Genomic DNA, 26651 nt, shown 5'->3' with positions numbered 1-26651 from the left:
CTCACCGCCAGGGTCTGAGAGAGGACGGGACAGAAGACAGGGGAGCCAGGCGAGGGCGATGGGGGACGGGCGGGACGGAGGGGAGGGGCGGACCCGGGGGCGCCTGTGGGCTTCGAGGGCCCGGTGGCGCCGAGAGATACGCCTCCGCGGCGACGGCCCGGAAGCCCCGTACCGTCGCGCTCCACCGGAACCGCTCCGCGCGCAGCCGCGCCGCCCGGCCCAGCGCCTCGCGCCGCTCCGGGCCCAGCGCGAGGGCACACCAGGCGGCGGCGAACGAGCTCTCGCCCCGCGCCAGCACACCCGTCACCCCGTCGTCGACGGAGTCGCGCAGCCCGGGGACGTCGAAGCCGAGCGTGGGCGTGCCCCGGGTGGCCGCCTCCATCACCACCAGGCCCCACCCCTCGACCAGGGAGGGGTGCAGCAGCAGCCACGCCTGGCACAGCAGCCGGTGTTTCTCCTCCTCGGTGACGTGTCCGGTGAAGGTGACCCCGGGGCCGGCCATCGCCTCCAGCCGGGCCCGTTCGGGGCCGTCGCCGACGATGACGAGCCGTCCGCCGGTGACCGGGCGCACCCGTTCCCACAGCCGTAGCAGCAGGTCGACGCGCTTGTACTCGACCAGCCGTCCCATCGCGAGGAACAGCGGCTCACGGGACGCGGGCAGCAGCGGCCCCGGTTCCTCGACGCCGTTGTGCACCACCCGGATGCGTGTCCGGTCGACGCCGAGGGAACGCAGCGCGGCGGCCGTGGAGTCGGAGACGGCCACCATGAGGTTGCCGCGGTGGGTGCCCGCCAGCGCCCAGTGTTCGAGGCGCCTGCCGAGCCGGGCCGCCGGACCCCGGAAACGCATCTTCCACAGGTCGGTGTGGACGTGGTTGACCAGGCACAGGGTGGGGCCGCGGTGCCACAGCGGGGCCAGGTAGGGCAGTCCGTTGCACACCTCGACCAGCAGATCGCAGCGGCCGACCCGGTGGGCGAGGGTGTGCGGGGTGCGCAGGAAGTGGCCCAGCTCGCCGAGGGCGCGCCCGTGGCCGCCCGCGGACACCACCTGGTAGCCGCGGGCGTCGGCGGGACCGCCGCACACCAGGGTGACCTGGTGGCCGTGGGCGGTCAGCCCCTCGGCGATCCGGTCCACCAGCAGCTCGGAGCCACCGGCCGCCGGGTTGCCGAGGTCGCGGCGGGCGAGGAAGACGATCCGGCGCGGGATGCCTTCCGGCGTGATGGTGTCCGGTGTGGTGGCTTCGAGGGGCGCGGCGGGGGACGGTCGTACGTGCTGGGGCATGGCAAGGTGCTCCAACTCGCCTCAAGGTGCGGAGACTTCGTGGGAAGGCTGTGGCTTCGTGGGAAGGCTGTGGCTTCGTAGGAAGACTGCGGGGGAGACGTGCCGAACCGGGGGTGTGCGATGCGGTATGCGATGCGGTGTGCAACGAGGTGTCCGATGGCGTGATGCTCGTGGGGTGGTCAGTTTTCGCTTCCTCGTTCGCCCCGGCTACTCACCGGCGTGACAAATTCCCCGCCCCCGGCCACTGACGCTTCATCACTTCGCGCAGTATCACTCACGCGTGCCCGCCTCCCCCGCACCATCAGCACCGCTCCCGCCACGGTCAGCACCGCCCCGGCGATCCCCGCGGCCAGCGGTGCGGTCTCGCCGACCAGCTTCAGCCTGCGGTTGTCGTCCCTGGCCAGCTTCACCTGGCCGCGCTGGGTGGCGGGGGTGAACTCCAGCCCCTCGCCGCGCAGCAGCGTCACCCGGTCCCGGTTGCCACCGGGGGCCCGCAGGGTGACCTTGGGCGAGATCCCGGCGAAGATGATCCGGCCGGTGCGGCGGTCGGCCACCAGCTCGATGCCGGTGTTGGCGTACCACTCCTCGGCCTGCACCTGGCCCTGCTTGCCCCGCCCGACCAGCTGCCCGGGCACCTGGCGGGTGCCGGTGCGGGTGGGCCGCACGGTGCCGGTGAAGCGGTAGCCCTCGTACCCCTGGATCTTCGCCGTCCCGGCGAAGCGGAGCGGGACGGTGTCGCCCAGCGTGCTGTCCCACCAGCGGTAGGTCCGCTTCTTCACGTCGAACGGGAACTTCAGGTAGGCGTCCCCCTGGAACGCTCCGGGCGACTCGCCGCAGCAGTGCACCGGCGCGTTGGTGCGGCGGTCGGTGACCCAGCGTTCGGTCTTCCACTGGAACGCCCGGCGCGGGTCCCGCAGCGGCAGGGTGCGCGGGGTGTCGACGGTCGTCGACACGTCCCAGACGGCGCGCCCCGTGCGATCGCTGTCGTGGACGTCGCCCAGCACCCGGCGGGTGATGGTCAGCCGCTGATCCCGCCGCTCCTTGACGGCGTCGGTGTCGAAATAGCTGCCCGGGCCGGTGAACACCGTGGTCACGTCGGTGTCGATCGGTGTGCGTTTCGCGCGCGGTTCGACGTACCAGGCCAGCAGGGGCGCGAGGACGAGGAGGAAGACGCCGAGCCCGAGCGGGATCAGCGACAGCGGCCAGAAAATGGATGAAGTGGGTGATACCGAGCGGCGCATGGCAGGCACTCCGTCTCGATGCGGCCGGATATTACCGGCGAGTCTTAGGCCCGGGACCGTAAGCGCAGGGTTGACGGAGTGTCAATCCTCCTTCCATGCTGGTGAGTTGCCGGACCGGGCCGGTGCGCACGCCATACGGAAGGGGCTCACCGCGCCATGCCCAGACTGCTCGCCGCCGCCGTGACCTGCGTCCTGTCCGCCGCCCTCGCGGTCGGCGCGGCGCTCGGCATCGTCGCCCTGCTCGGCGTCACACCCGACCAGCCGAACGTCCCCCTCGTCACCTTCCCGACGTCCTCGGGCACCTCCTTGGACCCCGGCGCCACCGCCACCGCGACCCCGGCGGGGAAGCGCTGACCGCGGACATGGCGTCGCCGTTACGTTCGGCCTGGCGGGAGGTGCCCCCGTCGCGGGTGCGCCACTTCGCCCGGCTCGCCCTGGACGAGGTGCCCGTCCTGGCGGAGGACATCTTCCGCGAGATCCGCCGCGAATACCCGAACCTGGTCATCGTCCCGGACGAAAGTGGCGAGCCGGTGGCCCTGGTGGGCATCCGGCGCGCCCTCGAACACTTCGTCCGTGACGTCTCCGACGTCTCCGACGGCTCCGGCGGCCCGCGCGAACACCCCCAGGTCTTCCAGGAGTTCGGCCGCGGGCAGGTGCAGCACGGCCGCAGCCTCGACTCGCTCCAGGCCATGTACCGGCTCGGCGTACGGCTCGCCTGGCGCCGCCTCGCCGAGATCGGCCAGCAGGTCGAGATCCCCGCGCCCGCCATGTACGAACTCGCCGAATCCGGCTTCGAGTACCTGGACGGGCTGGTCGCCGAGTCCATGCGCGGATACGCCGAGGCCGCGGCCCGCCAGGCGGGGGAGCGGCTGCGGCTCCAGCGGCGGCTGCTCGACCTGCTCCTCGCCGAACGCCCCCGCAAGAGCCCCGCCGACGCCGACGCCCTCGCCGAACGCGCGGCCCGCATCGGCTGGCCGCTGCCCGAGCGGGTCGCCGTCGCCGTCCTGCTGCGCCCCGCGCGCGAGGCGCTGGCGCCCGCCGTCGGCCGGGACGTCCTCCTCGACATGGAGTGCGAACAGCCGCGCATGGTCCTCCCCGACCCCGAGGAGGCGGGCCGCCCCGAGCTGCTGCGCCGCGCCACCGCGGGCTGGTCGGGCGCGGTCGGCCCGCCCGTACCGCTCGCCGAGGCCGCCAAGTCGCTGCGCTGGGCGGCGGCCGCGGTCCGGCTCATGGAGCGGCGGCTGCTGCCCGCCGGGGAGGTGCTGCACTGCACCGAGCACACCGAGGCGCTGGTGCTGCTGCCCCCGGAGGAGCTGATCGACGCCCTGGCCCGCCGCCGTCTCGCCCCGCTCGCCGGATGCGGCCCCGCCCAGGGGCGCCGCCTCGCCGAGACGCTGCTGGCGTGGCTGGAGACGCGGGGCGGCGCGCCGGAGATCGCGGAGCGGCTCGGGGTGCATCCGCAGACCGTGCGCTACCGGCTCCGGCAGATCCGGGAGCTGTGGGGCGACGAGGTGGAGGACCCGGACCGCCGCTTCGAGCTGGAGCTGGTGCTGCGGGCGCGGCGGCTCCGCGGCGATCTGCTGCCGCCGTCCGCGTAGCGGTTTCGCGCCACCTCCGTATGGTCGGAGACCTCAGGGTCTTTGCCCGGCCATTGCCGTGAGAAGTGGCCTGCGCGTAACCTGTGTTCGCGATACCGGTCACCGGCCGGAATCTCGAACACTTGTTATCTGGACCAGAAGGGGTGGGCGAACCACATGGGACGCCTCGTGCCCGCGGTGACCCGGGCTCTGGACATTCTCGAACTGTTCCTCGACGGCGACGGCACGCTCTCCGCCCCGGAGATCACCCGCCGCCTCGGGCTGCCCCGGACCACCGTCCATGAGCTGGTGACCACTCTGGCCGCCCGCTCCTATCTGGTCCATGTACCCGACCAGCCCGGCCGCTACCGGCTCGGTGTGCGCCCGTACCAGCTCGGCAGCCGGTACGCGGAACAGCTCGACCTGGCCGCCGAGGGCCAGCAGGTGGCCCGGAGCGTCGCCGAGACCTGTGACGAGACCGTCCATGTGGCCATTCTGGAGGGCACGGACGTCATCTACATCGCCAAGGTCGACTCCACTCACGCCGTGCGCATGGTCTCCGCCGCGGGCCGCAAGCTGCCCGCGCACTGCACCTCGGTCGGCAAGATGCTGCTCGCCTCCCTCCCGGACGACGAGCTGGCCGCCCGGTTCCCCGGGAACCGGCCGCTGGCCGCCATGACGGACAACAGCATCACCTCCCCGGACGAGCTGCACCGCCACCTGGCCACCGTGCGGGAGCGCGGCATCGCGGTCGAGCGGCAGGAGTCCAACCCGGACGTGAGCTGCGTGGCCGCACCGGTGCGGGACTCGGCGGGCAAGGTGGTGGCGGCGCTGTCCATCTCGGTGCCGACGATCCGCTGGAGCGAGGAGCGCCGGGCGGAGCTGGAGGAACTGGCGGCCAAGGGCGCAGGCGACCTGTCCGTCCGCCTGGGACACCGGAGGCGTGGAGTATGAGCGGGCCGTCGAGCGGACGCGGATGGGACGTGGCGGTCCGGGCGACCGCCGAACTGGGCGAGGGCCCCACCTGGGACGCGACGGCCGGGCGGCTGATCTGGGTGGACATCCTCTCCGCCCGCGTCCACACCTACGACCCGGCCACCGGGCGGCACACCACCCTCGCCACCGAGCAGCACGTCGGCGCGGCGAAGCCGCGGACGGGCGGCGGGCTGGTGGTCAACCTGCGCGACGGCGTGGGCCTGTACGACTCCTCGTCGGCCTTCAGCTGGCTGGTCCGCGACCCCGTCCCCGGCCGCCGGGGCAACGACGCGGCCATCGCCCCCGACGGTTCGCTGTGGGCGGGCACGATGCGCTACGACGAGACGGCGGGCGGCGGCACCCTGTCCCGCATCGGCTCCGACGGCTCGGTGGCGGAGATCCTGCCGGACGTGGCGGTCAGCAACGGCACCGGCTGGAGCCCGGACGGCCGCCTCATGTACTACGTCGACTCCCCGACCCGCCGCATCGACGTCTTCGACGTGACGGGCGAGAGCGTCACCGGCCGCCGCCCCCTCGCCCACATCGAGGACGGCGCGGGCTTCCCGGACGGGCTGTGCGTGGACGCCGACGGCTGCGTATGGGTCGCCCTCTGGGACGGCGGCGCGGTCCGCCGCTACACCCCCGACGGCACACTCGATCGGGTGATCCGGCTGCCCTTCCCACGCCCCACCGCCTGTGCCTTCGGCGGCCCCGGTCTCAGCGACCTGTACGTCTCCTCGGCCCGCGTCGGCCTCGGCGCCGCGGCCCCGCCGCTGGCGGGTTCGGTGCTGGTCATCGCGGACGCGGGGCGGGGGCTGGCGCAACCGGCGTTCGCGGGCTGAGCGGAGCCGTCCACGGCTCGTTCCGGCGGCGGTCGGCACAAGATCCTCACACCGGGCGGCCCCCGCGCTCTGCCCAGGTCACATAACCTGCCCGGCGAAATGAACGACGCGCACACGTCCCGTACGTCTCGCCGAAAGTCTCGCCGCCGCGGTCGCCGCGCCCGTCGCGGGCGGGGCCGCCGGGTGCTGATCATGGCCGCGGTGCTGGGTCCCGTACTGGCCGCGGTCTTCGTGGCGGAGCTGGCCACCGAGGGGTACTGGCGCGCCCCGGCCCCGAAGCCGTCCCCGGAATCCCCGGAGCGACCGGTGGCGGACCGTACCGACTCCGCCGAGCCGGGCCGTCCGGGTACGGCCACCCCATCCGAGGCTGGTGCCAGCCGCGAGCCGAAGCCCTCGCACACCCCCGACGACGCGCCCTCGTCCGACGACCGGGCCCCGTCGTCCCCGCCCCCGGACCCGGGAACGTCCCGGGGCCCGGCGCCCCCGGAAGCCCCGGACCCGGGCCCCACGTACCCGGCCCCGCCCTCCGGGGCGGCCCCGGCTCCCAGCCCGTCGCCTACATGCACCCGCTTCCTGTGGTGGTGTGCCTGACCGGGGTGCCACCGGCGGAGCCCGGGTCGGTCAGCGGTTGCTGAGTAGCCGGGTGGAGTCTTGGGCGGCGAGGTCCAGGGCGTTGTTGAAGGCCTCGGGGCGGCACCCTCCGGCGCTGACGAGGGAGCCACGGCTTCCGGAGCCGCCGCCGACCACGCGGGCCGCCTCGGTGAGGATCTGTCCGGCCTCGGTGCCGCCCTGGTGGAGATCGGATGAGATCGCTGCCGTCAGGAGGGCCTTGCCTTCGTGTTCGGCGCCCAGGACGACGATGGCTGGGCCTCGGCCGAGCCGCGCGAGGGCGTCAGCGGCCAGGCTCCGCAGTTCGTCCGGGGCGACGCCGGTGACGTCGGGGGAGACCAGTTCGGCCCGCGCCTGCGCCAAGCCTATGGCCCGCGACCCGTCACCCAACGTAGAGATCTCGTGTGAGCGACGCCGGGGGTCCATCCATCCGACTCAAGCTCGTGATCACCATCTCGTACCTGGGTAGGACGCTGCGAATACGGTGCGGCAACACCCCCCGATCGGCCTCACTCCCGCTGCAAATGCGTGGGCACGGTTGTGGTTTCCTTACGCGCTGCGGTGAGCCCCGATCTCGTGGTCTCCGCGACGGCCATGATCCCGCCCGAAGGATCTGCACAGATAACGGTTGTGGCGACCGGTCCGGACATCGCGCTCGTCCTGGCCGACTGCCTCAGCGGCTGGGGCCGGATGCGTGCAACGGGGGTGTTCCGTGTCCGAGGTGCCCGAGAATGTTCGCCGGGTCACCACTGGGGCGGGGATGGGCTGTGTTCGTCACGATCCCATCCGAGTCGCCGGAGGCGGCATGAGCGACCCCGCCCGTGTGTCAGGGGGACAGCGCACGGGCCGGGCACCATCGAGCGAGGGTCAGAACGAGGTGAGAATGTGGTCCGGACTCTCGAACCAGAAATGGTGATCTTGGTACGTGATGGTGAGCCCGAAGCGTTCCCACCCCGGACGGTCGTTCTGTTCAAACCAGTCCCAGCATCGCGCGGCGATTGCCCAGACTTCTCGCTTTCCACGTTCGCGGTAGGAGAGAGGTTGTACGCCTTCGTACTGCGCTTCCGCTGAGGACCCGTCCGGCAGGACCAGGCGACGCATCACCCGATCGCCCTCTGTGCCGTATTGCAGTTCGGCGCCCGGGAGATGGGCGGCTAGCAGGAACTTGAACCGGTAGTCGTCGAAGGCTTCGAGGGGGACGTCCGCCTCACCTTCCCGGTGGACGTCGGGGGCACCGGGGGTCGCCCGGGCGTAGGTGGTGGCGTCGTGTCGTGCGGCCATGAACGTGCCGCCGTCCGGGTGGAAGTGGCCCTGAAGGTTCCCCTCACCGTCTGCGGTGAGGACGGCGAGCCCGACACTGAGCGGGGGCATGACGTTGGCGATCAGTCGTCCCCCGGGCGCGACAGCCATGCGCAGCGATCGATTGATACGGGGCAGCCCGCAGGTGGCCACCACGCGATCGTAGGTACGTGGCCACTGATGCTCGCTCGCGTCGCAGGTCAGTACCGTTGGGGTGTGTCCGCATGCCTGGAGGCGGTCCCTGGCAGTGCTGGTGAGTTCGGGATCGATGTCCGCAGTGGTGAGCTGTTTCGCGTTCCGGAGTCGATGAGCGATCAGGGCAGCGTTGTAGCCCGTTCCGGTGCCGAGTTCCAACACTGTGTGGTCGTCCGCGATGTCCAGGGTTTCGAGCATGCGGACCATGAGGCTGGGTGCGGTGCTGGATGAGCTGGGCGTTCCGATCCAACCGCCCTCGACGGCGTGCATCGTCGTCGGGTCAAGGTGCGTAACGAGCGTGGCGTTCGTGTAGATCGGGTCCTGCCATGCGGGGCCGTCGCTGGCGTTGACTCGGCGCCATACGGTTGGGGCTCCGCCTTGGTTCTGGTAGTAGTGCGGCACGAATTCGTGTCGTGGAGTGTCTTGGATTGCCGCGCGCCAATGCGGGGAACGAAGATCCTCCGACGACTCAAGAGCGTCGGCCAAAGCGCGGGCCTGTGATCGCCAGTTCAAGAAGTGCACCATCCTTTCAGAGTGTTCGCGATGGCATCGGCCAGCGCGCATTGATCGTTGAGCCACGCCCATTGGCCAGACGGATTGGCTTCCAGGAATGTCCACCTGCCATCGGGACGGACGATGAAATCGAAGGCGGCGTAGGTAAGCCTCATTGCCTCCATGTACGTGGTGACCGCCTGACTGATCTCCTGGGGGGTCTCGACGGCGGAGTACGATAAGGCGTCGTAATCGGTACGCCAGTCGAGGCTGGCGGCCTCGCTGTGCGCGTCGATCCTGACACTGTGACAGGTGCCCCCGATCGAGAAGAGACGGATCTCAAAGATGCCCTCGATCCACTCTTGAAACAGGTGAGCGGTCGTCTCGATTCCGTTCAAGTCGTTCAGGTCCACGACGCGGGTGTACATCGTTTCCACGCCGATGGACTCATGGGCAATGTAGGGAATGCCCATAGGTTTGGTGATGATCGGGCTTTGGATGTCCTTTGCGAATTTCGTGACCGCGTCTGGACAGTTGGTGATCAGTGTCCGTGGGGTGTCTAACCCAGCGTTCGAGGCGGTACGAAGCTGTTCGGGTTTGAACTCTGCTGCGGCGGCGTGGCTTGGGTGGTTCATCCATCGGGGCCATCCTGCGGCAAGCCCTGTCAGGATGCCGCCAAACCCAATCCGGGCTGCGCCTCGCGCCCAATGCGCGTCTGACGCTGACAGGTCAGGGAATGTGACTTGATTCGGTCGGTTCCAGTACACCGCCCTGATGTCTGCCAGTTCGACGCTGCGATGAGCTGTTGCGAGTGTCCCGGACCATGCTCCGGGCCCGTTGTGATGGCCGCGCAGTTCCACCTCTCGGGGGAACTGCGCGGTGTCCATCCGGAAGACGGGCACATGTGCGGTGCGGAGTGCTTCAACGACCAAATCAGTCGCCGCGTCATGCAATCCGTCCACGATCAGGACAGTAGTCACTCGATCACGCCGGGGTCGCCGCCCTCGTCTGAGGGAGGCGGGTTCTTGATGTCGCCGTCCTGGTTGGTTTTCTGTGAGGTTGCCATGGTCGTCAGCGGGGTTCCGTCCGGGTACGCGGACGTCAGGGTTTCCGGGTTGTAGACGGGTCGCAACCCGGTCGCTGATCCGGGCAGGGGCTGCCGTACCAGCGCGCCACGGACCGCATAGGGCCTGATCGCACTGGGGTTGACTGCCACCGGTACAGGCGATCGGAGGGGGATCGGGGATGCGAGTTGCACGGTATCTCCATGGGTCTCGGTGATGGATGGGACCGATAGTGCCCCCACTCCCGGGCAAACGTGAGTGGGTTTTCAGCAGCGGGTTTTGCTACTCCCCCTGATGCTCGGAGGAGGAGCCCCGCCCGGCGCACCGGGGACGCGCTCGGTCGGGGGACTTGAGAGGGCGTCGTGGCCCTCGACCCGCTCCGGGGGTGCGGTCACCCAGAGCGGGGGCCTACGGGGATTGGTGTCGTGAACGCTCTACAGCTGCCAGCGGTCCATATCGCGCATCAACTGTTCCCGTAGTGCCTCCCGCGACGGGTCGGCGACTGCCCAGGAGTGGTTGACGGGGTGCTTCAAGTACAGGTGGCAGTGCTCATTCCCGCCGTCCGTAGACGTGCCACACCATTGAATGCGTTCGAAACGGTGTCCGTTGTCGTCCCACAGCAGCCAGACGGCTGCATCGTCATGGTCCTCGCTCCAAATGTGGTCGGCGTGCGCACCTTCGTGGGCTTCGCCCAACTCGCACATGGCGAACGGGCCTAGGTCGCGCAGCGTTTCGAACGGATTCTCGGGCGGGTGACTGGACTTCAGCAGTTCCGCCAAAACACCCTCCAACGGGAGGGGGGTCACACCCGTGCACTCCAGCATGTCAGTCCTCTTCTTTGCCTGCGAATGCACCTCTACCTCTGCGCTGAAAGCGTCCCGCCCCGGATAGCGGGAGTCTCCTGGGTGCCCGAATTTCGCATGCATGTCCATGCCGTTGATGACCGTATGAAAAAGTTCAAGGCTTCTTTCGCGGGCAGACTTCTCAAGCCTGGACACCAGCTCGGCGCACAGCTCGCAAGATTCCGGATCAACGGGACCGCTTCGAGGTACGAGCAGACCGGTTAGGGGGTGCACTGTGCGAGATCCTTTCTGGTGGTACCCGCCCCTACCGGGATTCTGAATAGGGCGGGGGAGCCCCAAATTCAGTTACGTCCGGCAGGGACGGAGCTAATCACTGGCCAGCGTGACGGCCTCTGCGCCCCGCCAAGGCCTGTCGAACTCGCCTGAACAACTGACGCCTTGCGACTGGTTGCCCTTCGATGGCATCGCACATGTGACACTCGAAAGGACAGTGTGGGTACTCAGTGCGAGGCAAGTAGGCCGCGCCTGACTTGCCTTTCACGCCGCCATACTCTGTCCACCAATCTTTCGGTAAGTCCTCATACGGCGTGTCCGAGAACTGGCTTGCGGCGCTCTTACTTGTCTCGTCTGTCACAGCGTCCGCCCCATCGGGCCGAATTGATTCCGCCGATTGATGTCCTCGCGCATGCGCTCCCGAAGCTGAGCCATCGAGGGGCTGTCGCCGTCCTCGTCCTGGCCGGGCTCGGGGCCGCCGTCAGGACCGGCGGTGTCAGGGCACTTCGGGTGGCCGCAACTGCACACGGGCCAGGAGAGCGCGGACCCAATCGGGGGCTCGCCATTCTCGGGGTACTCGACCGTCACCGCTCCATCCCCCTGTGTGCGTGGAAGAAGTGGGGGACGTACGGAGGCGCCGGGTCCGTGTCCCAGAAGATCGGGGCTCGCTGGTCAACCGGGACTCGGGGCAAGTGAAGGGTGGGAGGGTCCTCGCGCAAGATCGGACACGGTGAACGGGCCGGGGTCGTGACGGGCGGCGAAGGCGAAATGGATACGGGACGAGTCGCGAGGTAGGCAGCGCTGTGCCGTCCTGGCTGTCGGCCAACCAGGCGCGGTAACGCCCGCAGTAGCCGTTCCGCCAGTCGAGCGATCCTCTTTCTCACCTTGCACTCCCCTCCAGTTGCCATGGCCTCGACAGTTTGCAGAGCGCCCGGAGCTCCCTCGCTCTCAGTAGTCAGTCAACAACGCATCGCTGAGTCGAAAGTGCACAAGAAGTGCACAAGCGCCGGGGCGCGGGTAGTCGGCCCTGAGAGACTGGCGGCAAAAGCACTCTCGGCGGGAAGAGCGCAGCTCATGGAGACAGAAACCGTTAGCCCGGGCGCGAACGTCGCGCGCCTTCGCAAGGACCGAGGTTGGGGCCAGGACTATCTGGCGCGGCGAGCCGGCATGTCCAAGTCGCAGCTCGGCAAGATCGAGCGCGGCGAACGTGCCCTCAGCCAAGTGATGGGGGCCGCACTCGCCACCGTGTTCGGCATCACGCTGGACGAGCTCCTTAAACCCGCTCCCGTCCCCGCCGGCGACGAGGACAGCCTTAATTCGCTTCGCGCCGCCATTCGACGTTTTGACCTTCCTCAAGGCCTGCCAGTCGAGCAAGCGGCTCTCGAACATGAGGTGGCTGAGCTACTTCAACTGCGAGACGCCGCCGACCTCAAGCGCGTGACACACAAGCTCCCCGACGTCCTGTCACGAGCGCAGGATTCGGCTCATGCGACCGGCCAACCGCGAGACTGGGGCAGGGTTGCCGACGTCTACAGCACGGTTTACTGGCTGGCCGCTCGGCACCGCTGGATGACGTTGGCAGAACTGGCTGTAGCGAGGCAGAAGCAAGCCTCGGAACGAGCCGATGCCCTATCCCTGGCAATTGCCGCACGCGATGAGGCCGGTACATTCCTCAATGGCGGAGACTTCGCCGGAGGGCTGGCCGTCATCGACCGTGCGGTGGTCATGGCTGAGACGACCCTGAGAGGCCGGGACCGTCATATCGGCCTGGGAATCCTCCATCTCCGGGGAATGACTCTCGCTGGTCGCCTCAGGGACGTGGCGACGGCTCAGCGTCACATCGAGGCAGCCTGGCAAGCCGCCGAACTCGTCGGAACAGATCTGAACGTGCGGGGGATGCTTTTTGGCCCTGACAACACGGCCACGCACGTGATCGCGACCGAGGCCGACACCGAGCAGTACCGGGAGGCGGTGGCAACGGCCGCCGACCTGTTCCGGGAGGGCACTGCGCTGCCGCCAACCCGAATCGGTCCGACGCACATGAACGTATCGAGAGCGAAGCTGGCCCTCAAAGATCGGGATGGAGCACTCGACTCGTTGGCCGATGCCTGGGATGTCGTCCCCCAGATGGCCAAGGTTCATCCCACGAGCCAAGAACTCAGCCGCGTCCTTACTCATCTGCACAAACGAAGCAACCCGAAGCTCAATAGGATCGCCAAGAAGGCGGGGATCAGGCTATGACGGGCGAAGCGCCGATACTCGGGGGCTCCTCGTCGAGGTGGGGGCTGATCGCGAGCCGGAAACCTCGCATATTCCCGACGGGTTCACTTGGTGAAGACGGTGCGGGCTATGTCGTCGGGGGCGGGGCTTGTCTCGGCCAGGAGGTTTCCGGTGGGGGACCAGATCGCTGAGCGGCCGGAGGTGTGGTCGAAGCCGCCGCCGGTCGGGCCCGCGAAGGCTGCCGTGGCTACCCACACGCCGTGGTCGGCGGCGACCCGGCGGGCGCGCTCGCCGTGGACCTCGGCCTGGTGATCGTGGTGGACAACCCCGGCCACGTAGCCGTCCATGCCCAGCGCGGCCGTCGCCGCCGCGTGCTCGGGGAAGCCGGTGTCGCGGCAGACTGCGAGCCCCAGCCGCCATCCGTCGACGTCGATCACGGTGGGCTCGCCGGGCACGAAGTGGGCGGCCTCGCTGTCGTGGAGGTGGACCTTGCCGTAGGACACGCGTGGACCGTCCGCGTCCACGGCCAGGATGCCGATGTGCGGACCCGGCACGGGCGCGCCGACCAGGGCGAGCGTTCCGGTATCGGCGCACGCGGCGACGATCGGGGCGAGCCGTTCGTCGTCCGGGGTGACCGGCACCGCGTCCAGGTGGTATCCCGTCAGCGACATCTCGGGGAACACCACCACCCGTGCGTCCGCCGCCCGGACCGCCTCCGCGTGAGCCACCGCGTTGGCCGCCACGTCGTGAGCTGTGCACCTCGGCTGAGCCACCGCGATGCTCAACGACTGCTTCACCTCGAACCTCCTCGTCGCGTTGCGCCTAGTCTGCACGGGTGACCACCGACCTGACTCTGCTTCCGCGTGTCGCCTATCGCGGGCAGGAGGTCACCGCGCCCCGGCTTCGTGCTCTCCTCGCGTTGCTCGCGGGCGACGTGCGGGCGGGCTGTGGCATCGAGCGGCTCGTGTTGGGGCTGTGGCCCGACGAGTTGCCGCAGCGGCCGGGGAAGGCGGTGCAGGTCCTCGTGTCCAGGGCGCGGGCGCAGCTGGGCGCGGACGTCATCGAGAGCACGCCGACCGGGTACCGGCTCACGCTCACCGAGGCGCAGGTCGACAGCTCCGCCTTGCTGCTGCACGCCGCCGCGAGCGCGGACCGGGCCAGGGCCGGGGACCACGCGGGGTCGCTGGCGGCGGCCGAGGCCGGGCTCGCGCTGTGGGAGGGCACCCCGGACGGGGGTGGTGATGATCCCGTGGCCGCGTTGCGCGCCGAGCGCGCCCCCGTCCGTGGCGCGCTCGTCCGCGCGCGGGCGCTCGCGCTCGCCCGGCTGGGGCGGCACGCGGAGGCGGCCGGGCCGCTGGCCGCCGCCACCGCGGAGCGTCCGCGCGACGAGGAGGTGCTCGCCGAACTGCTGCGCGGCGAGGCGGCGACGGCGGGCCCGTCCGCCGCGCTGACGCGGTACGAGGCGTACCGCCGGGAGTTGCGCGAGACGCTCGGCACGGAGCCGGGCGCCGGGCTCCAGGCCGTACAGCGGGAGCTGCTGAGCGGCGAGGCTCCTGCCGTCAGGCATGGTGTGCCCCATGAGCCGAACCCGCTGCTGGGACGGGACGAGGACATCGCGGCGGTGGAGCGGCTGCTGCGCGCCTCCCGCGCCGTCACCGTCGTCGGCCCCGGGGGCCTCGGCAAGACCCGGCTCGCGCACGCCGTCAGCCGCCAATGGGGTCTCCCCTGCTCGAGCGAAGCCGAGAGCTTGGGGAACGCGCAGCGCGTGGTGTATTTCATCCCGCTCGCCGGCGTCACCGCGGACGAGGACGTGGCCGCCGAGGTGGCCTCCGCGCTCGGTGTGGGCGAGGGGCGGCACGGTGCCCTGAGCGGCCACGCCCCGGCCGACCCGGTGGCGGGCATCCTCGGTGTCCTCGGCGTGCTCGGCCCTGGGCCCGTACTGCTGGTGCTGGACAACTGCGAGCACGTCATCCGGGGCGCCGCCGACCTCGTACACGCCCTGGTCTCGTCCTCGAAGGACCTGCGGGTGCTCGTCACCAGCCGGGCCCCGCTGGGCCTCACCTCGGAGGCGGTGTACGCGCTGCCGGAGCTCGGCCTCGACACCTCGGCCGAGCTGTTCACGCAACGGGCCCGGGCCGCCCGGCCCGGGGTGGAGCTGCCGCCGGACGCGGTGGCCGGGCTGTGCCGCCACCTCGACGGGCTGCCGCTCGCCGTGGAGCTGGCCGCGGCGCGGGTGCGGGTGCTGTCGGTGCCGGAGATCGCCCGTCGCCTCGGCGACCGGTTCGCGCTGCTGCGCGGCGGGGCGCGGGACGCGCCGGAGCGCCACCGCACCCTGCACGCGGTCGTCGAGTGGAGCTGGAACCTCCTCGACGGGGACGCCAGGGCGGCGCTGCGCACGCTGTCCGTCTTTCCCGGCGGCTTCTCCGGCGACGCGGCGGAGCGGGTGCTCGGCGGGGATGCGCTGCTTCTGCTGGAGCAGTTGGCCGGTCAGTCGCTGCTGACCGTCGTCGACACCCCGGCTGGTGCCCGGTTCCGGATGCTGGAGACCGTACGGGAGTTCAGCGCGGCCCGGTGTGCGGAGGCGGGCGGGGAGGAGGAGGCGGTCGGCCGGTTCCTGGCCTGGGCGCGGGACTTCGGGGTCGCCTACCACGACCGGCTCTTCGGCTCGCACCCGTCGGCCTCCTGGGAGCTCGTCAAGGCCGAGCAGGACAACCTCGTGGCCGCACTGCGGCATGCGACGGAACGCACGGACGGGCCCACCGTCGCCGCGGTCACCGCCGTTCTCGCCTCCCTGTGGTCCACCGACTCCAACTACCCCCGCCTCGCCGCCCTCGCCACCGACACGGGGCGACTGCTGTCCCACTACCGCCCCGAGCCCGCGTACGTCGAAGTCGCGCGCGCCGCAGCGGTGTTGTGTCTGGTGAGCCTCTTCATGGACTCCGGACCGCGCGTGGCACGCCACCTCGTCACCCTCCGCCGACTGCCCCCGGCGCCGCCGGACACGCTGCTGCGCGCCACCGCCGTGGTGCTGAGCGCGGGCCCCGAGATGCTGCCGCCCGACTACGAAGTGCTGCGGAAGCTCTGCGACAGCGAGCAGCCGCTGGTCGCCGCCGTCGCCGAGGGCGTCGCCACCTACGTCTGGGAGCACGAGCACGACATCGAGCGCGCGCTCGCCTCCGCCCGCCGGATGATCGACGCCCTGACGCCGATCGACAACCCGACCCTGCAGATCATGGGCTACTCCCGGCTGAGCGAGTTGTGCCTCAAGACGGGCCGGGGCGAAGCCGCGTACGGGTACCTCCAGGCGGCGCGCGAGGCGCTGCCGCGGCTCGGCGACGAGAACGACTACATCGGCATCCGTCAGGGCCTGGCCCTGGCCTGCCTGCAGCGCGGCGACCCCGACGAGGCCGAGCACTGGCTGCGGCAGGCGGAGCGCGACGGCTCCGCGCAGAAGGACGCGTTCTACAACCCCGACCTCGGGGTGTCCGCCGAGATCGCCCTCGCCCGCGGGCTGACGGAGACCGGCCTCGGCCTGTGGCGCCGCGCCATGGCACGGCTGCCCGTGGCCGGGGCGCGGCACACCGGCGACCCGTGGCGCGACCCATGGGCGCTGGAGATCCAGGCGGCGGCGGTGACGGCGCACGCTTACGAGGACCGGCTCGAACCTGTCGCCGACGCGGCCGACCGGCTGCGGGCGTCGCTCTCCGGTCCGCCCCGCGTCCCCCTGGAGCTCCCCGTTCTCGGGACGGTGCTGCACGCGCTCGGCGTGGCGGGGCTCGCGTCCGGCGACGCCGGTGCCGGTGCCGTACGGATGATCGCGCTGGCCGAACGGCTGCGGGTGCTGCGCGAGTTCCAGCCGACGATGTCGGCGGCCCGCGCCCGGCGGGCGGCCGAGGAGGCCGACGGGGCGGCGTACGCCGACGCGGTGTCGGAGTACGCCGCCCTGGGGCGGGACGAGTTGCGGGCGGCAGTCCGCGCGCTCATTTCGGGTCGCGCTTGAACAGCGACGTCGACCAGAAGTAGCCGAGCGCGGTCAGACCCAGGCACCAGCCGATCGAGATCCACCCGTTGTGGCCGATCTCGCTGCCGAGGAGCAGGCCGCGCAGGGTTTCGATGGCGGGGGTGAACGGCTGGTATTCGGCGACCGGCCGGAACCAGCCGGGCATCGCGTCGACGGGCACGAAGGCGCTGGAGATGAACGGGAGGATGATCAGCGGCATCGCGTTGTTGCTGGCCGCCTCGACGTTCGGGCTGGCCATGCCCATCCCGACGGCCATCCAGGTGAGCGCCGTGGCGACCAGCGTGAGCAGTCCGAACGCGGCCAGCCACTCCAGGGCGGTGGCGTCGGTGGACCGGAAGCCGATGGCCACGGCGACGGCACCGACGAGCACCACGCTGACGACCGCTTGCAGCACGCTGCCGACGACGTGCCCGATGAGCACCGACCCTCGGTGGATCGCCATGGTGCGGAAGCGGGCGATGATCCCCTCGGTCATATCCATGGAGACGGATACCGCGGTCCCCGCCGGGGTGGCGCCGATGGTCATCAGCAGGATGCCGGGGACGAGGTAGGCGATGTAGGCGGAGCGGTCGGCGCCGCCGCCCCCGATGCCCGCGCTCATCACGTCGCCGAAGACGTAGACGAAGAGCAGCAGCAGGATGATCGGCGTCAGCAGGATGTTCAGAGTGAGGGACGGGTAGCGCCGGGCGTGCAGGAGGTTGCGGCGCAGCATGGTGGCGGAGTCGCGGACGGCGGGGGAGAGGTTGCTCATCGGACGGTCTCCTTGGGCTGGTTGGCGCCACTCGTCAGGGCGAAGAACACGTCGTCGAGGTCGGGGGTGTGCACGGTCAGCTCATCCGCTTCGATGCCGGCCGTGTCCAGCCAGTCGAGGATGGAGCGCAGTGCGCGCTGGCTGCCGTCGCTGGGGATCTGCAGGGCGAGGGATTCGTCGTCGCGGGTGACCTCGCGCAGGGTGGAGGCGGCGGACTGGTACGCGGACGGGTCGGTGAAGCGGAGCCGGATGTGGCCGCCGGGGATGAGCCGTTTCAGCTCGTCGGCGGTGCCCTGAGCCGCGATCTTGCCGTCGTTGAGTACGGCGATGCGGTCGGCGAGTTCGTCGGCTTCCTCCAGGTGCTGGGTGGTGAGGAAGACGGTGACGCCGCCGGTGACCAGTTCGCGGATGATCTGCCACATGGTGTGGCGGGAGCGGGGGTCGAGGCCGGTGGTGGGTTCGTCGAGGAAGATGATCCGTGGGTCGCCGACCAGGGTCATGGCGATGTCGAGGCGGCGTTTCATGCCGCCGGAGTAGGTGGCGGCGGGCTTTTTGGCGGCCTCGACGAGGTCGAAGCGTGCGAGGAGTTCAGCGGCGGCCCGGCGGCCCTCCTGCTTGGACAGGTGGTGCAGGTCCGCCATGAGGAGCATGTTCTCCTCGCCGGTGATCAGTCCGTCGACGGCGGAGAACTGCCCGGTGACGCCGATCGCGGCGCGCACGGACTGGGGATCGGTGGCCAGGTCGTGGCCACCGACGCGCAGGTCTCCGGCGTCGGCGGTGACGAGGGTGGAGAGGATCTTGACGGCGGTGGTCTTGCCCGCGCCGTTCGGGCCGAGCAGGGAGAAGACGGTGCCGGCCGGCACCGCCAGATCGATGCCGTCGAGGACCTTCTTCTCGCCATAGGCCTTGTGCAGCCCCTTGGCCGCGATGGCGAGTGCTTTCGATGCCGTGGTCATGCCGCACAGCGTGCGGCGAGGCGGGTTCAGCGCGGTTTCAGCGTGGTTTCAGTGACTACGGCGCGATGCCCAGCATCCGTTGCAGCAGGTCCCGCAGCACCGTCCGCTCGTCCGCCGACAGCCCCGCCAGCGGCTCGCGCGCGAAGTCCAGGGAGCCGCGCAGCCGCGCGGCGGTCTCGCGGCCCGCCTCCGTCGCGGCGGCGAGCTTGACGCGGCGGTCGGCGGGGTCGAGGCGGCGCTCGGCGAGGCCGCGGGACTCCAGGCGGTCCACGATCCCGGTGATGTTCGACGGCTCGCACTTGAGCTGCTGCGCTATCCGCCGCATCGGCGTCGGGCCCCGGGAGAGCAGGCCCAGGACGCGCGCCTGGGCGCCGGTGAGGGCGTGCTTGGCGGCGGCCTCTTCGTACTCCTCGTGATAGCGGGCCACGATGGTGCCGATGAGCTCGACGACCTCGAGGGTCAGCGGGTCGGTGCGGGACGTCATGCCCTTGAGGATACCCATTTACTTGACAACATGAAATATCAAGGCCCATGATTGTTTCAGGTAGTGAAGTAATTCTGAGGAGGCACCCCACATGTCCGCGATCCCCGCCACCGGCCGTGAATGGCACCTCGTCGCCCGCCCCGAGGGCTGGCCGAAGCCGGAGGACTTCGCTCTGCGCGAGGCCCCGGTGGCCGAGCCGGGTCCGGGCCAGGTGCTGGTCCGCAACCTGTACATGTCGGTGGACCCGTACATGCGCGGGCGGATGAACGATGTGAAGTCGTACGTGCCGCCGTTCCAGCTGGACCAGCCGATGGAGGGCGGCGCGGTCGGCACGGTGATCGCCTCGAACGCGGACGGCGTCGCGGTCGGCGACCACGTCCTGCACTTCGCGGGCTGGCGCGAGTACGCGGTGGTGGACGGCAAGCGCGCGGTGAAGGTGGACCCGGAGGTCGCCCCGCTCACCTCGTACCTCGGGGTGCTCGGGATGACGGGCCTGACCGCCTACGCGGGGCTGCTTGAGGTCGCGTCGTTCAAGGAGGGCGACGCGGTGTTCGTCTCCGGCGCGGCGGGCGCGGTCGGCAGTGAGGTCGGCCAGATCGCCAAGCTCAAGGGCGCCTCGCGGGTCATCGGCAGCGCGGGCTCGGACGAGAAGGTGCGGCTGCTGCTCGACGAGTACGGCTTCGACGCGGCGTTCAACTACAAGAACGGCCCGGTCGCCGAGCAGCTGAAGGAGGCCGCCCCCGACGGCATCGACGTCTACTTCGACAACGTCGGCGGCGACCACCTTGAGGCCGCCCTCAGCAGCCTCAAGGTGCACGGCCGCATCACTGTCTGCGGCATGATCGCGCAGTACAACGTGACCGAGCCGCCCGCCGCCCCGCGCAATCTCGGGCTCGTCATCGGCAAGCGGCTGCGCATGCAGGGCATGCTGGTCAACGACCACAACCACCTCCAGCCGCAGTTCTTCGAGGAGGTCGGCGCCTGGGTGCGGGACGGCAAGCTCCGCTACCGCGAGACCGTCGTCAAGGGCGTGGAGAACGGGGCGGACGCGTTCCTCGGCATGCTCCGCGGCGAGAACATCGGCAAGATGATCGTCGCCTTCGAGGACTGAGAGCAGACCTCCCGTGGTGCCCCGGCCATTACGGCCGGGGCACCGGCTTACGGCAGCACCACCGTCGTCAGGGCGCGCGGCGGAAGCTCCACATCCAGCGCGCCGCCCCGCACCACCGCCCGGCCGACCCGGCTCAGTGAGTGCGTCTCGTCGGTGCGGTACACGTCGCCGACACCGCGGCCCCCGCCGACACCGAAGTCCGTACGGACCGCCTCCCGGCCGGTGTTGAGGATCTCCAGCACCCGCCCCCCGTCCCGGTTCCGGAAGGCCGTCACCTTCACGCCGTCCGCCGCGGCCGCCCCGGCCGACGCCGCGACCCGCACCGCCCCCGGGCGTACGAAGCGGCTGTACGCGGCGAGCGCCCACAGCCGCTTCGATGCGCGGTAGTCCGCGCCGTCGAGCTGGATGAGCCCCCGCGTCGCGCCCACCGAGGCGCCGAACCAGTACACGTACGCGCTCGCCCCGGCGTCCGCGAGCGTGGTGTGGATCGCCTCGGCGACGGCCAGGCCGTCGTACCCGCCCGCCCGTCTCCCACCACCACCCTCAACCGAAGCGCTGCGCGCTCCTGCCTGGTTTTCGTCGTCCCACGCCTCGTTCCACGTCGTGCCGTTGGGGCTCCACTCGGACATCCAGGTGCGCCGGGCCGTCGGCAGCGGCTGGTCCGAGGGCGTGACGTACGGATGGCCGGTGTGCACGCCCACGTACCGTGACGCCTGAGGGTCCGCCTCGATGGCCGCGCTGTACTCGGCCTGCTGGTCCCATCCGGCCGCGTCGCAGCAGACCAGGCCGATCCCGGCGCGCCGGACCGCCGGGCCGACCGCCTTCACGGTCTCGGCGGCCTCCTTGGGCGTGAATTGCATGGAGGCGTAGGACGTGGCGAGGTCCGGCTCGTTGGTGAAGCCGAGGTCGGTGATCCGGATGCCCTCCTGCCGGTAGAACTTCGCGTACTGGACGAGGTAGTCGGCGTACGCCCGCCGCCATTCCGGCTTCAGGGTGCCGCCGTTCGCGTCCGTCCCGTTGGTCTTCATGTAGCCGGGCGCGCTCCAGGCGTCGGCGTAGAAGCGCTGGACGCCGTACCGTTTCGCCTCCTTGGCCAGCCACACCTGGCCGCCGTCCTTGCCGTCCCACTCGTAACGCGGCGGGGCGTCCGGGCCGCCCGGGTCGGTGGGCTGGATGGACTTCATGTGGTCGTAGACCTCGTCCGAGGACGAGCCGATGCCGAGCCGCAGGATGCTGAGCCCCGCGCCGGTGCGCCGGTTCAGCAGCAGATCCAGCACCTCCCGCCGGTGCTCGGGGGTGAGTCCGCCCGCGCCGCGCATCAGATCGGCGCGCTGGAAGGCTTCCGAGAAACCGAAGCCGTCGATCGGTTGGAGAGGTCTTCCGAAATCCGCGCCGGGGGTGGAAGGTTGCTCAGCGGCGGCGGACGGCATGGCCAGAGGGATCAGGGCGGCGGCGAGTACGCCGACGAGAGCGGTACGGACCGTCTTGATCACGAAAACTTCCCTTCCCAGGCTCCGAAAACTTCCGGAACGTTTCCGTAACGTCGGCCGCACGCTAGAGGTGGCACCCACCCCGGTCAAGAGAGCACACACCGCACGGCACGTGAGAGGAGAAACGCCGCATGACCACGCGTCACCGCTCCAGATGGCTCGCCCTGCCCGCCGCGCTCCTGCTCGCCCTGCTCCCGACCAGCGCCTCCGCCTACCCGAACCCGGGCCGGGTGACGGGCGACATCACCGTCCACGACCCGACGATGCTCCGCGCCGCCGACGGCACCTATCTGCTCTACTCCACCCACGGCGGTCTGGAGGCCCGCACCTCCACCGACCGGATCGCCTTCAGCCGCGCCGGGAACGCCTTCAACTCGCCGCCGTCCTGGTGGAAGACGTACTCCTCCGCCAACGACCCCTGGGCGCCGGACATCTCGTACCAGGGCGGCAAGTACCTGATGTACTACGCGGTCTCGTCCTTCGGCTCCAGCAACTCCGCCATCGGCTTCGCCACCTCGCCGAGCGGCAGGGCGGGCACCTGGACCGACTACGGCATCGTCCACGCCACCACCGGCAGCAGCAACTACAACGCCATCGACCCCAACCTCTTCGTGGACGGCGACGGGAAGTGGTGGCTGTCCTTCGGCTCGTGGTGGTCGGGGCTGAAGATGATCCGCCTCGACCCCGCCACCGGCAAGCAGTACGCGGCCGACAAGACCGTCTACGCCATCGCCTCCCGGCCCACCGGCACCAAGGCGGTCGAGGGGCCGTCCGTCGTCAAGCGCAACGGCTACTACTACCTGTTCGCGTCCTACGACACCTGCTGCGCGGGCACCAGCTCCACGTACAAGATCAAGGTCGGCCGCGCCACCAGCCCCACCGGGCCGTACTACGACAAGAACGGCGTGGCCATGATGAACAACGGCGGCTCCCCGGTCCTGGAGTCCCACGGCCGCTACATCGGCCCCGGCGGGCAGTCGATCATGAGCGACAGCGACGGTGACCTGCTCGTCTACCACTACTACGACGGCCAGGACAACGGCACCGCCAAGCTCGGCGTCAACCTGCTGAGCTGGACCGGCGGCTGGCCGACCGCGTACTGATGCGCGCGGGCGGGAGGCGTTGACTGGCGGGCGGCCAGCTCTTACCGTCACGTTCGGATATGCGACCCCTATCCGGCATGTCGAACAGAGCAGCATGTCGAACAGAGCAGCAGAGAGGCGCCGCCATGCAGTCGACCGCCCCCGCCCGGTTCACCCTCGACCCCGCCTTCGCCGTCGGCGATGTCGCCCCCCGCCTCTTCGGCTCGTTCGTCGAACACCTCGGCCGCTGCGTCTACACCGGGATCTACGAGCCCGGCCACCCCGCCGCCGACGAGGCCGGGCTGCGCACCGATGTCCTCGGTCTGATCCGTGAACTCGGTGTCACCGCCCTGCGCTACCCCGGCGGCAACTTCGTCTCCGGCTACAAGTGGGAGGACGGCACCGGCCCCGCCGAGGAGCGCCCGCGCCGCCTCGACCTCGCGTGGCGCTCGACCGAGACCAACCGCTTCGGGCTCTCCGAATACATCGACTTCGTCCGCAAGGTCGGCGGCGAGCCGATGATGGCGCTCAACCTCGGCACGCGCGGTGTCGCCGAGGCCCTGGAGCTGCAGGAATACGCCAACCACCCGTCCGGCACCGAGCTGTCCGACCGCCGTATCGGCCACGGCGACAAGGACCCGTACGGCATCCGGCTGTGGTGTCTGGGCAACGAGATGGACGGCCCCTGGCAGACCGGCCACAAGACGGCGGAGGAGTACGGACGGCTGGCCGCCGAGACCGCCCGCGCCATGCGGCAGATCGACCCGGACGTCGAACTCGTCGCCTGCGGCAGCTCCAACCAGGCCATGCCGACCTTCGCCGCCTGGGAGGCCACGGTCCTCCAGCACGCCTACGAGCTGGTCGACCACATCTCCCTGCACGCCTACTACGAGGAGCGCGACGGCGACCGCGACTCCTTCCTCGCCTCCGCCGTCGACATGGAGTCCTTCATCGAGAACGTGGTCGCGACCTGCGACCACGTGGGCGCCCGGCTGAAGTCGTCGAAGAAGATCAACCTCTCCTTCGACGAGTGGAACGTCTGGTATCAGGACCGCTTCCACGCCGCCGAGCCGCCCGACTGGGACGAGGCGCCGCGGCTGCTGGAGGACAACTACTCCGTCACCGACGCCGTCGTCTTCGGCTCGCTCCTCATCGCGCTGCTGCGCCACGCCGACCGTGTGACGGTCGCCTGCCTCGCCCAGCTCGTCAACGTCATCGCCCCGATCATGACCGAACCGGGCGGCCCGGCCTGGCGGCAGACCACCTTCTTCCCCTTCGCCCAGGCCTCGGCGTACGGCCGCGGCCGGGTGCTCCAGGTCGCCGTCGACAGCCCCGCGCACGAGACGGCGAAGTACGGCGAGGTGCCGCTGCTGCACGCCACGGCCGTACGGAACGAAGAGACCGGCGCGGTCACCGTCTTCGCCGTCAACCGCGACCAGCGGCGGGCGCTGCCGCTGGAGGTGGTCCTGCACGGGATGGCGTCCGCCCGTGTCGTCGAGCACAGCGTCCTCGCCGACGCCGACCCGGAGGCCCGTAACACCCTCGCCGAGCCCGACCGCGTCACCCCGCACCCGGCGGGCGAGGGCACGGCGCTCGCGGACGGTGTGCTGAGCGCCACGCTGGAGCCGATGTCCTGGAACGTGATCCGGCTGGAGTGATCCGTTTGGGTGATCGGTTTGGGGTGAGCGTCGAACAATTTGTATAGTGCACCTATATGAGTACGGTGCGCGAGGTACGGGACGAGATACGGGACGGGACACAGGACGAGATACAAGGGTGGCCATCGGCGGTCGGCCGCAGCTTCCGGGCCGCGCTGACCATGGAACGCGTTCTCTCGGAGCCCGGCGCGATCGTGCGGGCGGTCCTGGCGGTCGTCGCCGCGGCGGTGATCGGCGGGCTGACCGGCGATCCGCTGGCCTGGGCCATGCTGTCGGTGGGCGCCTTCATCTGCGGTATCGGTACCCTGCTGGCGCCGGTCCGGCACCGGGCCGTGAACGCGTTCTGGCACGATGCGGGCTTCTCGCTCGCCGCCCTCGCCGGTGTCTGGCTGCACCAGGCCGGGTGGTACTTCCTGATCGCCCTCGCGGTCCTCGCGTATCTGGCCGGTCTGTGGCGGGCGCTGGGTGTGGCGCCCGGCATCCGCGCCTGCCTCGTCGTCATCGGCTGCATGGTCACCGCCGATCTCGCCGCCACCGTCGAGGCGGGGCTGGTGATGGTGCGCTGGATGGCGGCGGGCGCGGCCCTGACGTTCGTCGCCCAGCTGCTGCCCCCGTACGGGCGGCGCCACCCCGCGCAGCGCAAGGCGCTGGCCGCGCTCTACGCCTCGCTGGCGGCGCGGGCACGCACCGAGGGCGGCGGCTCCCCTTCCCCGGCGCCGTTCACGGCCGCTCGCAGGGCCCTGGACCTGCTGCCGCGCTTCGCCCGCCCCGGCGCGGCACCGCTCTACGGACTGCTCGTCGAGGCCGAACGCGTCCGGCGCGCCCTGCTGCTCGCGGCCGACACCCCGAAGGCGCCCCGCGAGGAGATCGCCGAAGCGCTCGACTCCATGGCGCGCGCCCTGCGCACCTCCCGCCGGGAGCCCCTCGCGCCGCACGTCGTGCGGACGCTGCGGACCTGGCACGGACCGATGGCCGAGGAGCTGCTGCCGTCACTGGACGAGGCCGGGCGGCTCGTCGGCCTCTGGGCCGACCGGGAGCAGCCGGTCGCCGGTTCGGGACACCCCGTCCTGGCTCTGTTCCCCGCCGAGCACCCCGCCCGCGCCGGGCTGCGGCGGCTGTGGTCCGCGGCGCGCCCCGGCGATCCGCTGTTCCCGCACGCCCTCCGCGTCGCCGTCGGCACCACGGCGGGTGAGGCGGCGGGCCGCGCGCTCGGCGACTTCTGGGGCCACGGCCTGCCCGGACACGGCTTCTGGGCGGCGCTCACCACCATGCTGGTGCTGTTCCCCGACTACGGACACACCTTCGCCCGCGGCTGGGCCCGCCCCATCGGCTCGATCCTCGGCGGCCTCGCCGCCTGGGCCGTCCTGCTGCCCGCGTGGTGGACGCCGGACCGGCTGGTCGTCGCGGCGGTGGTGCTCGCCGTGTGCGTCTTCCTCACGCTGCGCGTCGGCCAGTTGGCGCTGAACTTCTTCATCACCGCCTGGCTCGTCGTCCTCATCACCCGCCTGGGCAAGGCCTCTGACCTCATCGCCTGGGGCCGTCCCGCGGACACCCTCCTCGGCGCGATGATCGGGCTGCTCGTCTTCACCACCCTGCCCACCTACCACCACGACCGGCTGTCCTCCCTGGTCGCCGCGTGGACGGACGTCCAGCGGCGGCTGCTGAACGTGCTGGTCGGCGGGCTGACCGAGCCGGGGGCGGTGCGGCACGAGGACATCGACGCCCTGCGCTCCCGCAGCCGTCACACCCTGGAGCGCCTGGAGGTCGCGGCCGCCGCGGTCCGTCACGAACCGCGCGGTCACCGCGCCCGCTGGAGCGCCACCGAGATCGAGTCCATCCGGCGGTCGATCGCGGACCTTAGCCGGTGTGCGTCACAGCTGTACGCCGCGCAGCCGCACCGCGAGGCCGACGCCGTACCGGAGGCCGCCGAGATCGCCGCCCTCTTCGACGGCCAACTGACCGCCCTCGCCGACGCCCTCGACAGCGGCGCCCCGATCCCGGCCGCCACTTTGCGGGCGTCCTTCGACGACTCGGCCCGACGCGGCGGCCTCACCGACCTTGCCGACCACCGCTCCCCGGACGGCATCGCCCATGCCCGGGCCCGTGCGCTGACCCTCTGCCTGCGCACGGCCCTGGCCGTCGACACCTTCGCCACCGGCCTGTCGTCCCCGGCCGCGGCCGCCGAGCGCTCGTCGTACGCCATGGCCCGGTAGGCGATGGCCGGGCGGC

23 protein-coding genes are annotated in these 26651 nt (G+C 70.8%); 11 read left to right on the top strand and 12 right to left on the bottom strand.

What is annotated here, in order from left to right; all coding sequences use genetic code 11:
- Position 1: 1 nt before the first annotated feature.
- On the bottom strand, positions 2-1279 hold the full coding sequence (locus ABZ370_RS33750) for a glycosyltransferase family 4 protein (RefSeq protein ID WP_358628757.1): 1278 nt from the start codon (positions 1277-1279) through the stop codon (positions 2-4).
- A 179-nt stretch (positions 1280-1458) separates the two neighbouring features.
- Positions 1459-2520 (bottom strand): DUF3068 domain-containing protein, encoded by a 1062-nt coding sequence (locus ABZ370_RS33745; RefSeq protein WP_358628754.1) that lies wholly within the window; start codon positions 2518-2520, stop codon positions 1459-1461.
- A gap of 156 nt (positions 2521-2676) precedes the next feature.
- Between ABZ370_RS33745 and ABZ370_RS33740 the strand changes: the two genes are divergently transcribed.
- From ABZ370_RS33740 to ABZ370_RS33720, 5 genes are all read left to right on the top strand, one after another.
- Positions 2677-2874, top strand: coding sequence for a hypothetical protein (locus ABZ370_RS33740; protein WP_358628751.1), 198 nt, complete (start codon positions 2677-2679; stop codon positions 2872-2874).
- Between the two features lie 8 nt (positions 2875-2882).
- Positions 2883-4118, top strand: a complete 1236-nt coding sequence (locus ABZ370_RS33735; protein ID WP_358628748.1) for a helix-turn-helix domain-containing protein — start codon at positions 2883-2885, stop codon at positions 4116-4118.
- Positions 4119-4274: 156 nt separating this feature from the next.
- Entirely contained in the window at positions 4275-5051 is a 777-nt protein-coding gene (locus tag ABZ370_RS33730) for an IclR family transcriptional regulator (RefSeq protein ID WP_358628745.1), read from the top strand.
- Positions 5048-5914, top strand: coding sequence for an SMP-30/gluconolactonase/LRE family protein (locus ABZ370_RS33725; RefSeq protein WP_358628742.1), 867 nt, complete (start codon positions 5048-5050; stop codon positions 5912-5914). Before ABZ370_RS33730 ends, ABZ370_RS33725 begins: the two co-directional genes overlap by 4 nt.
- A 192-nt stretch (positions 5915-6106) precedes the next feature.
- On the top strand, positions 6107-6505 hold the full coding sequence (locus tag ABZ370_RS33720) for a hypothetical protein (protein ID WP_358628739.1): 399 nt from the start codon (positions 6107-6109) through the stop codon (positions 6503-6505).
- A gap of 30 nt (positions 6506-6535) precedes the next feature.
- Here the strand turns inward: ABZ370_RS33720 and ABZ370_RS33715 are convergent, their stop codons facing one another.
- The 5 genes from ABZ370_RS33715 to ABZ370_RS33695 all read right to left on the bottom strand — a co-directional run bounded on the left by ABZ370_RS33715 (position 6536) and on the right by ABZ370_RS33695 (position 10571).
- Positions 6536-6886 carry a DHHA1 domain-containing protein gene (locus tag ABZ370_RS33715; protein WP_358628736.1) on the bottom strand — a complete coding sequence of 117 codons (351 nt, stop codon included), beginning with the start codon at positions 6884-6886 and terminating at the stop codon, positions 6536-6538.
- Between the two features lie 504 nt (positions 6887-7390).
- Positions 7391-8542 (bottom strand): methyltransferase domain-containing protein, encoded by a 1152-nt coding sequence (locus ABZ370_RS33710; RefSeq protein WP_358628733.1) that lies wholly within the window; start codon positions 8540-8542, stop codon positions 7391-7393.
- A complete protein-coding gene (locus tag ABZ370_RS33705; protein ID WP_358628730.1) occupies positions 8527-9471 on the bottom strand; it encodes an MvdC/MvdD family ATP grasp protein in 945 nt (314 codons plus the stop codon). Before ABZ370_RS33705 ends, ABZ370_RS33710 begins: the two co-directional genes overlap by 16 nt.
- 14 nt (positions 9472-9485) lie before the next feature.
- Entirely contained in the window at positions 9486-9725 is a 240-nt protein-coding gene (locus ABZ370_RS33700; RefSeq protein WP_358628728.1) for a hypothetical protein, read from the bottom strand.
- 282 nt (positions 9726-10007) lie between these two features.
- Entirely contained in the window at positions 10008-10571 is a 564-nt protein-coding gene (locus ABZ370_RS33695) for a hypothetical protein (protein WP_358628726.1), read from the bottom strand.
- A gap of 1152 nt (positions 10572-11723) precedes the next feature.
- Between ABZ370_RS33695 and ABZ370_RS33690 the strand changes: the two genes are divergently transcribed.
- Positions 11724-12890, top strand: coding sequence for a helix-turn-helix transcriptional regulator (locus ABZ370_RS33690; protein ID WP_358628723.1), 1167 nt, complete (start codon positions 11724-11726; stop codon positions 12888-12890).
- 83 nt (positions 12891-12973) lie between these two features.
- Here the strand turns inward: ABZ370_RS33690 and ABZ370_RS33685 are convergent, their stop codons facing one another.
- The gene (locus ABZ370_RS33685; RefSeq protein WP_358628720.1) at positions 12974-13666 is read right to left on the bottom strand and encodes a carbon-nitrogen hydrolase family protein; all 693 of its coding nucleotides are present in this window, start codon (positions 13664-13666) and stop codon (positions 12974-12976) included.
- Between the two features lie 38 nt (positions 13667-13704).
- Between ABZ370_RS33685 and ABZ370_RS33680 the strand changes: the two genes are divergently transcribed.
- Positions 13705-16869 carry a BTAD domain-containing putative transcriptional regulator gene (locus tag ABZ370_RS33680; RefSeq protein ID WP_358628717.1) on the top strand — a complete coding sequence of 1055 codons (3165 nt, stop codon included), beginning with the start codon at positions 13705-13707 and terminating at the stop codon, positions 16867-16869.
- Here ABZ370_RS33680 and ABZ370_RS33675 read toward each other — a convergent pair.
- Genes ABZ370_RS33675 through ABZ370_RS33665 form a run of 3 tightly spaced genes read right to left on the bottom strand, consistent with a single transcriptional unit; the run spans position 16850 to position 19081 of the window.
- A complete protein-coding gene (locus ABZ370_RS33675) occupies positions 16850-17641 on the bottom strand; it encodes an ABC transporter permease (protein ID WP_358628714.1) in 792 nt (263 codons plus the stop codon). The two genes, ABZ370_RS33680 and ABZ370_RS33675, sit on opposite strands and share 20 nt — an antisense overlap.
- Positions 17638-18597, bottom strand: coding sequence for an ATP-binding cassette domain-containing protein (locus ABZ370_RS33670; RefSeq protein WP_358628711.1), 960 nt, complete (start codon positions 18595-18597; stop codon positions 17638-17640). The genes ABZ370_RS33675 and ABZ370_RS33670 overlap by 4 nt, the downstream gene beginning before the upstream one ends.
- A 55-nt stretch (positions 18598-18652) precedes the next feature.
- The gene (locus ABZ370_RS33665) at positions 18653-19081 is read right to left on the bottom strand and encodes a MarR family transcriptional regulator (RefSeq protein ID WP_358628708.1); all 429 of its coding nucleotides are present in this window, start codon (positions 19079-19081) and stop codon (positions 18653-18655) included.
- Positions 19082-19172: 91 nt separating this feature from the next.
- On the opposite strand from ABZ370_RS33665, the gene ABZ370_RS33660 reads away from it, so the two are divergent.
- Entirely contained in the window at positions 19173-20192 is a 1020-nt protein-coding gene (locus ABZ370_RS33660) for an NADP-dependent oxidoreductase (protein WP_358628705.1), read from the top strand.
- A 47-nt stretch (positions 20193-20239) separates the two neighbouring features.
- On the opposite strand, the gene ABZ370_RS33655 is transcribed toward ABZ370_RS33660, so the two are convergent.
- Complete coding sequence (locus ABZ370_RS33655; protein WP_358628702.1) at positions 20240-21685, bottom strand: glycoside hydrolase; 1446 nt, start codon at positions 21683-21685, stop codon at positions 20240-20242.
- Between the two features lie 128 nt (positions 21686-21813).
- On the opposite strand from ABZ370_RS33655, the gene ABZ370_RS33650 reads away from it, so the two are divergent.
- From ABZ370_RS33650 to ABZ370_RS33640, 3 genes are all read left to right on the top strand, one after another.
- Positions 21814-22785 (top strand): arabinan endo-1,5-alpha-L-arabinosidase, encoded by a 972-nt coding sequence (locus ABZ370_RS33650; protein WP_358628699.1) that lies wholly within the window; start codon positions 21814-21816, stop codon positions 22783-22785.
- A gap of 125 nt (positions 22786-22910) precedes the next feature.
- On the top strand, positions 22911-24422 hold the full coding sequence (locus tag ABZ370_RS33645; RefSeq protein WP_358628696.1) for an alpha-N-arabinofuranosidase: 1512 nt from the start codon (positions 22911-22913) through the stop codon (positions 24420-24422).
- Positions 24423-24478: 56 nt separating this feature from the next.
- Entirely contained in the window at positions 24479-26635 is a 2157-nt protein-coding gene (locus ABZ370_RS33640; protein WP_358628693.1) for an FUSC family protein, read from the top strand.
- Positions 26636-26651: the final 16 nt, after the last annotated feature.

This window comes from Streptomyces sp. NPDC005962 (assembly GCF_040629205.1).
Taxonomy (GTDB): domain Bacteria; phylum Actinomycetota; class Actinomycetes; order Streptomycetales; family Streptomycetaceae; genus Streptomyces.
This window is presented reverse-complemented; position numbering and strand designations above follow the sequence as displayed.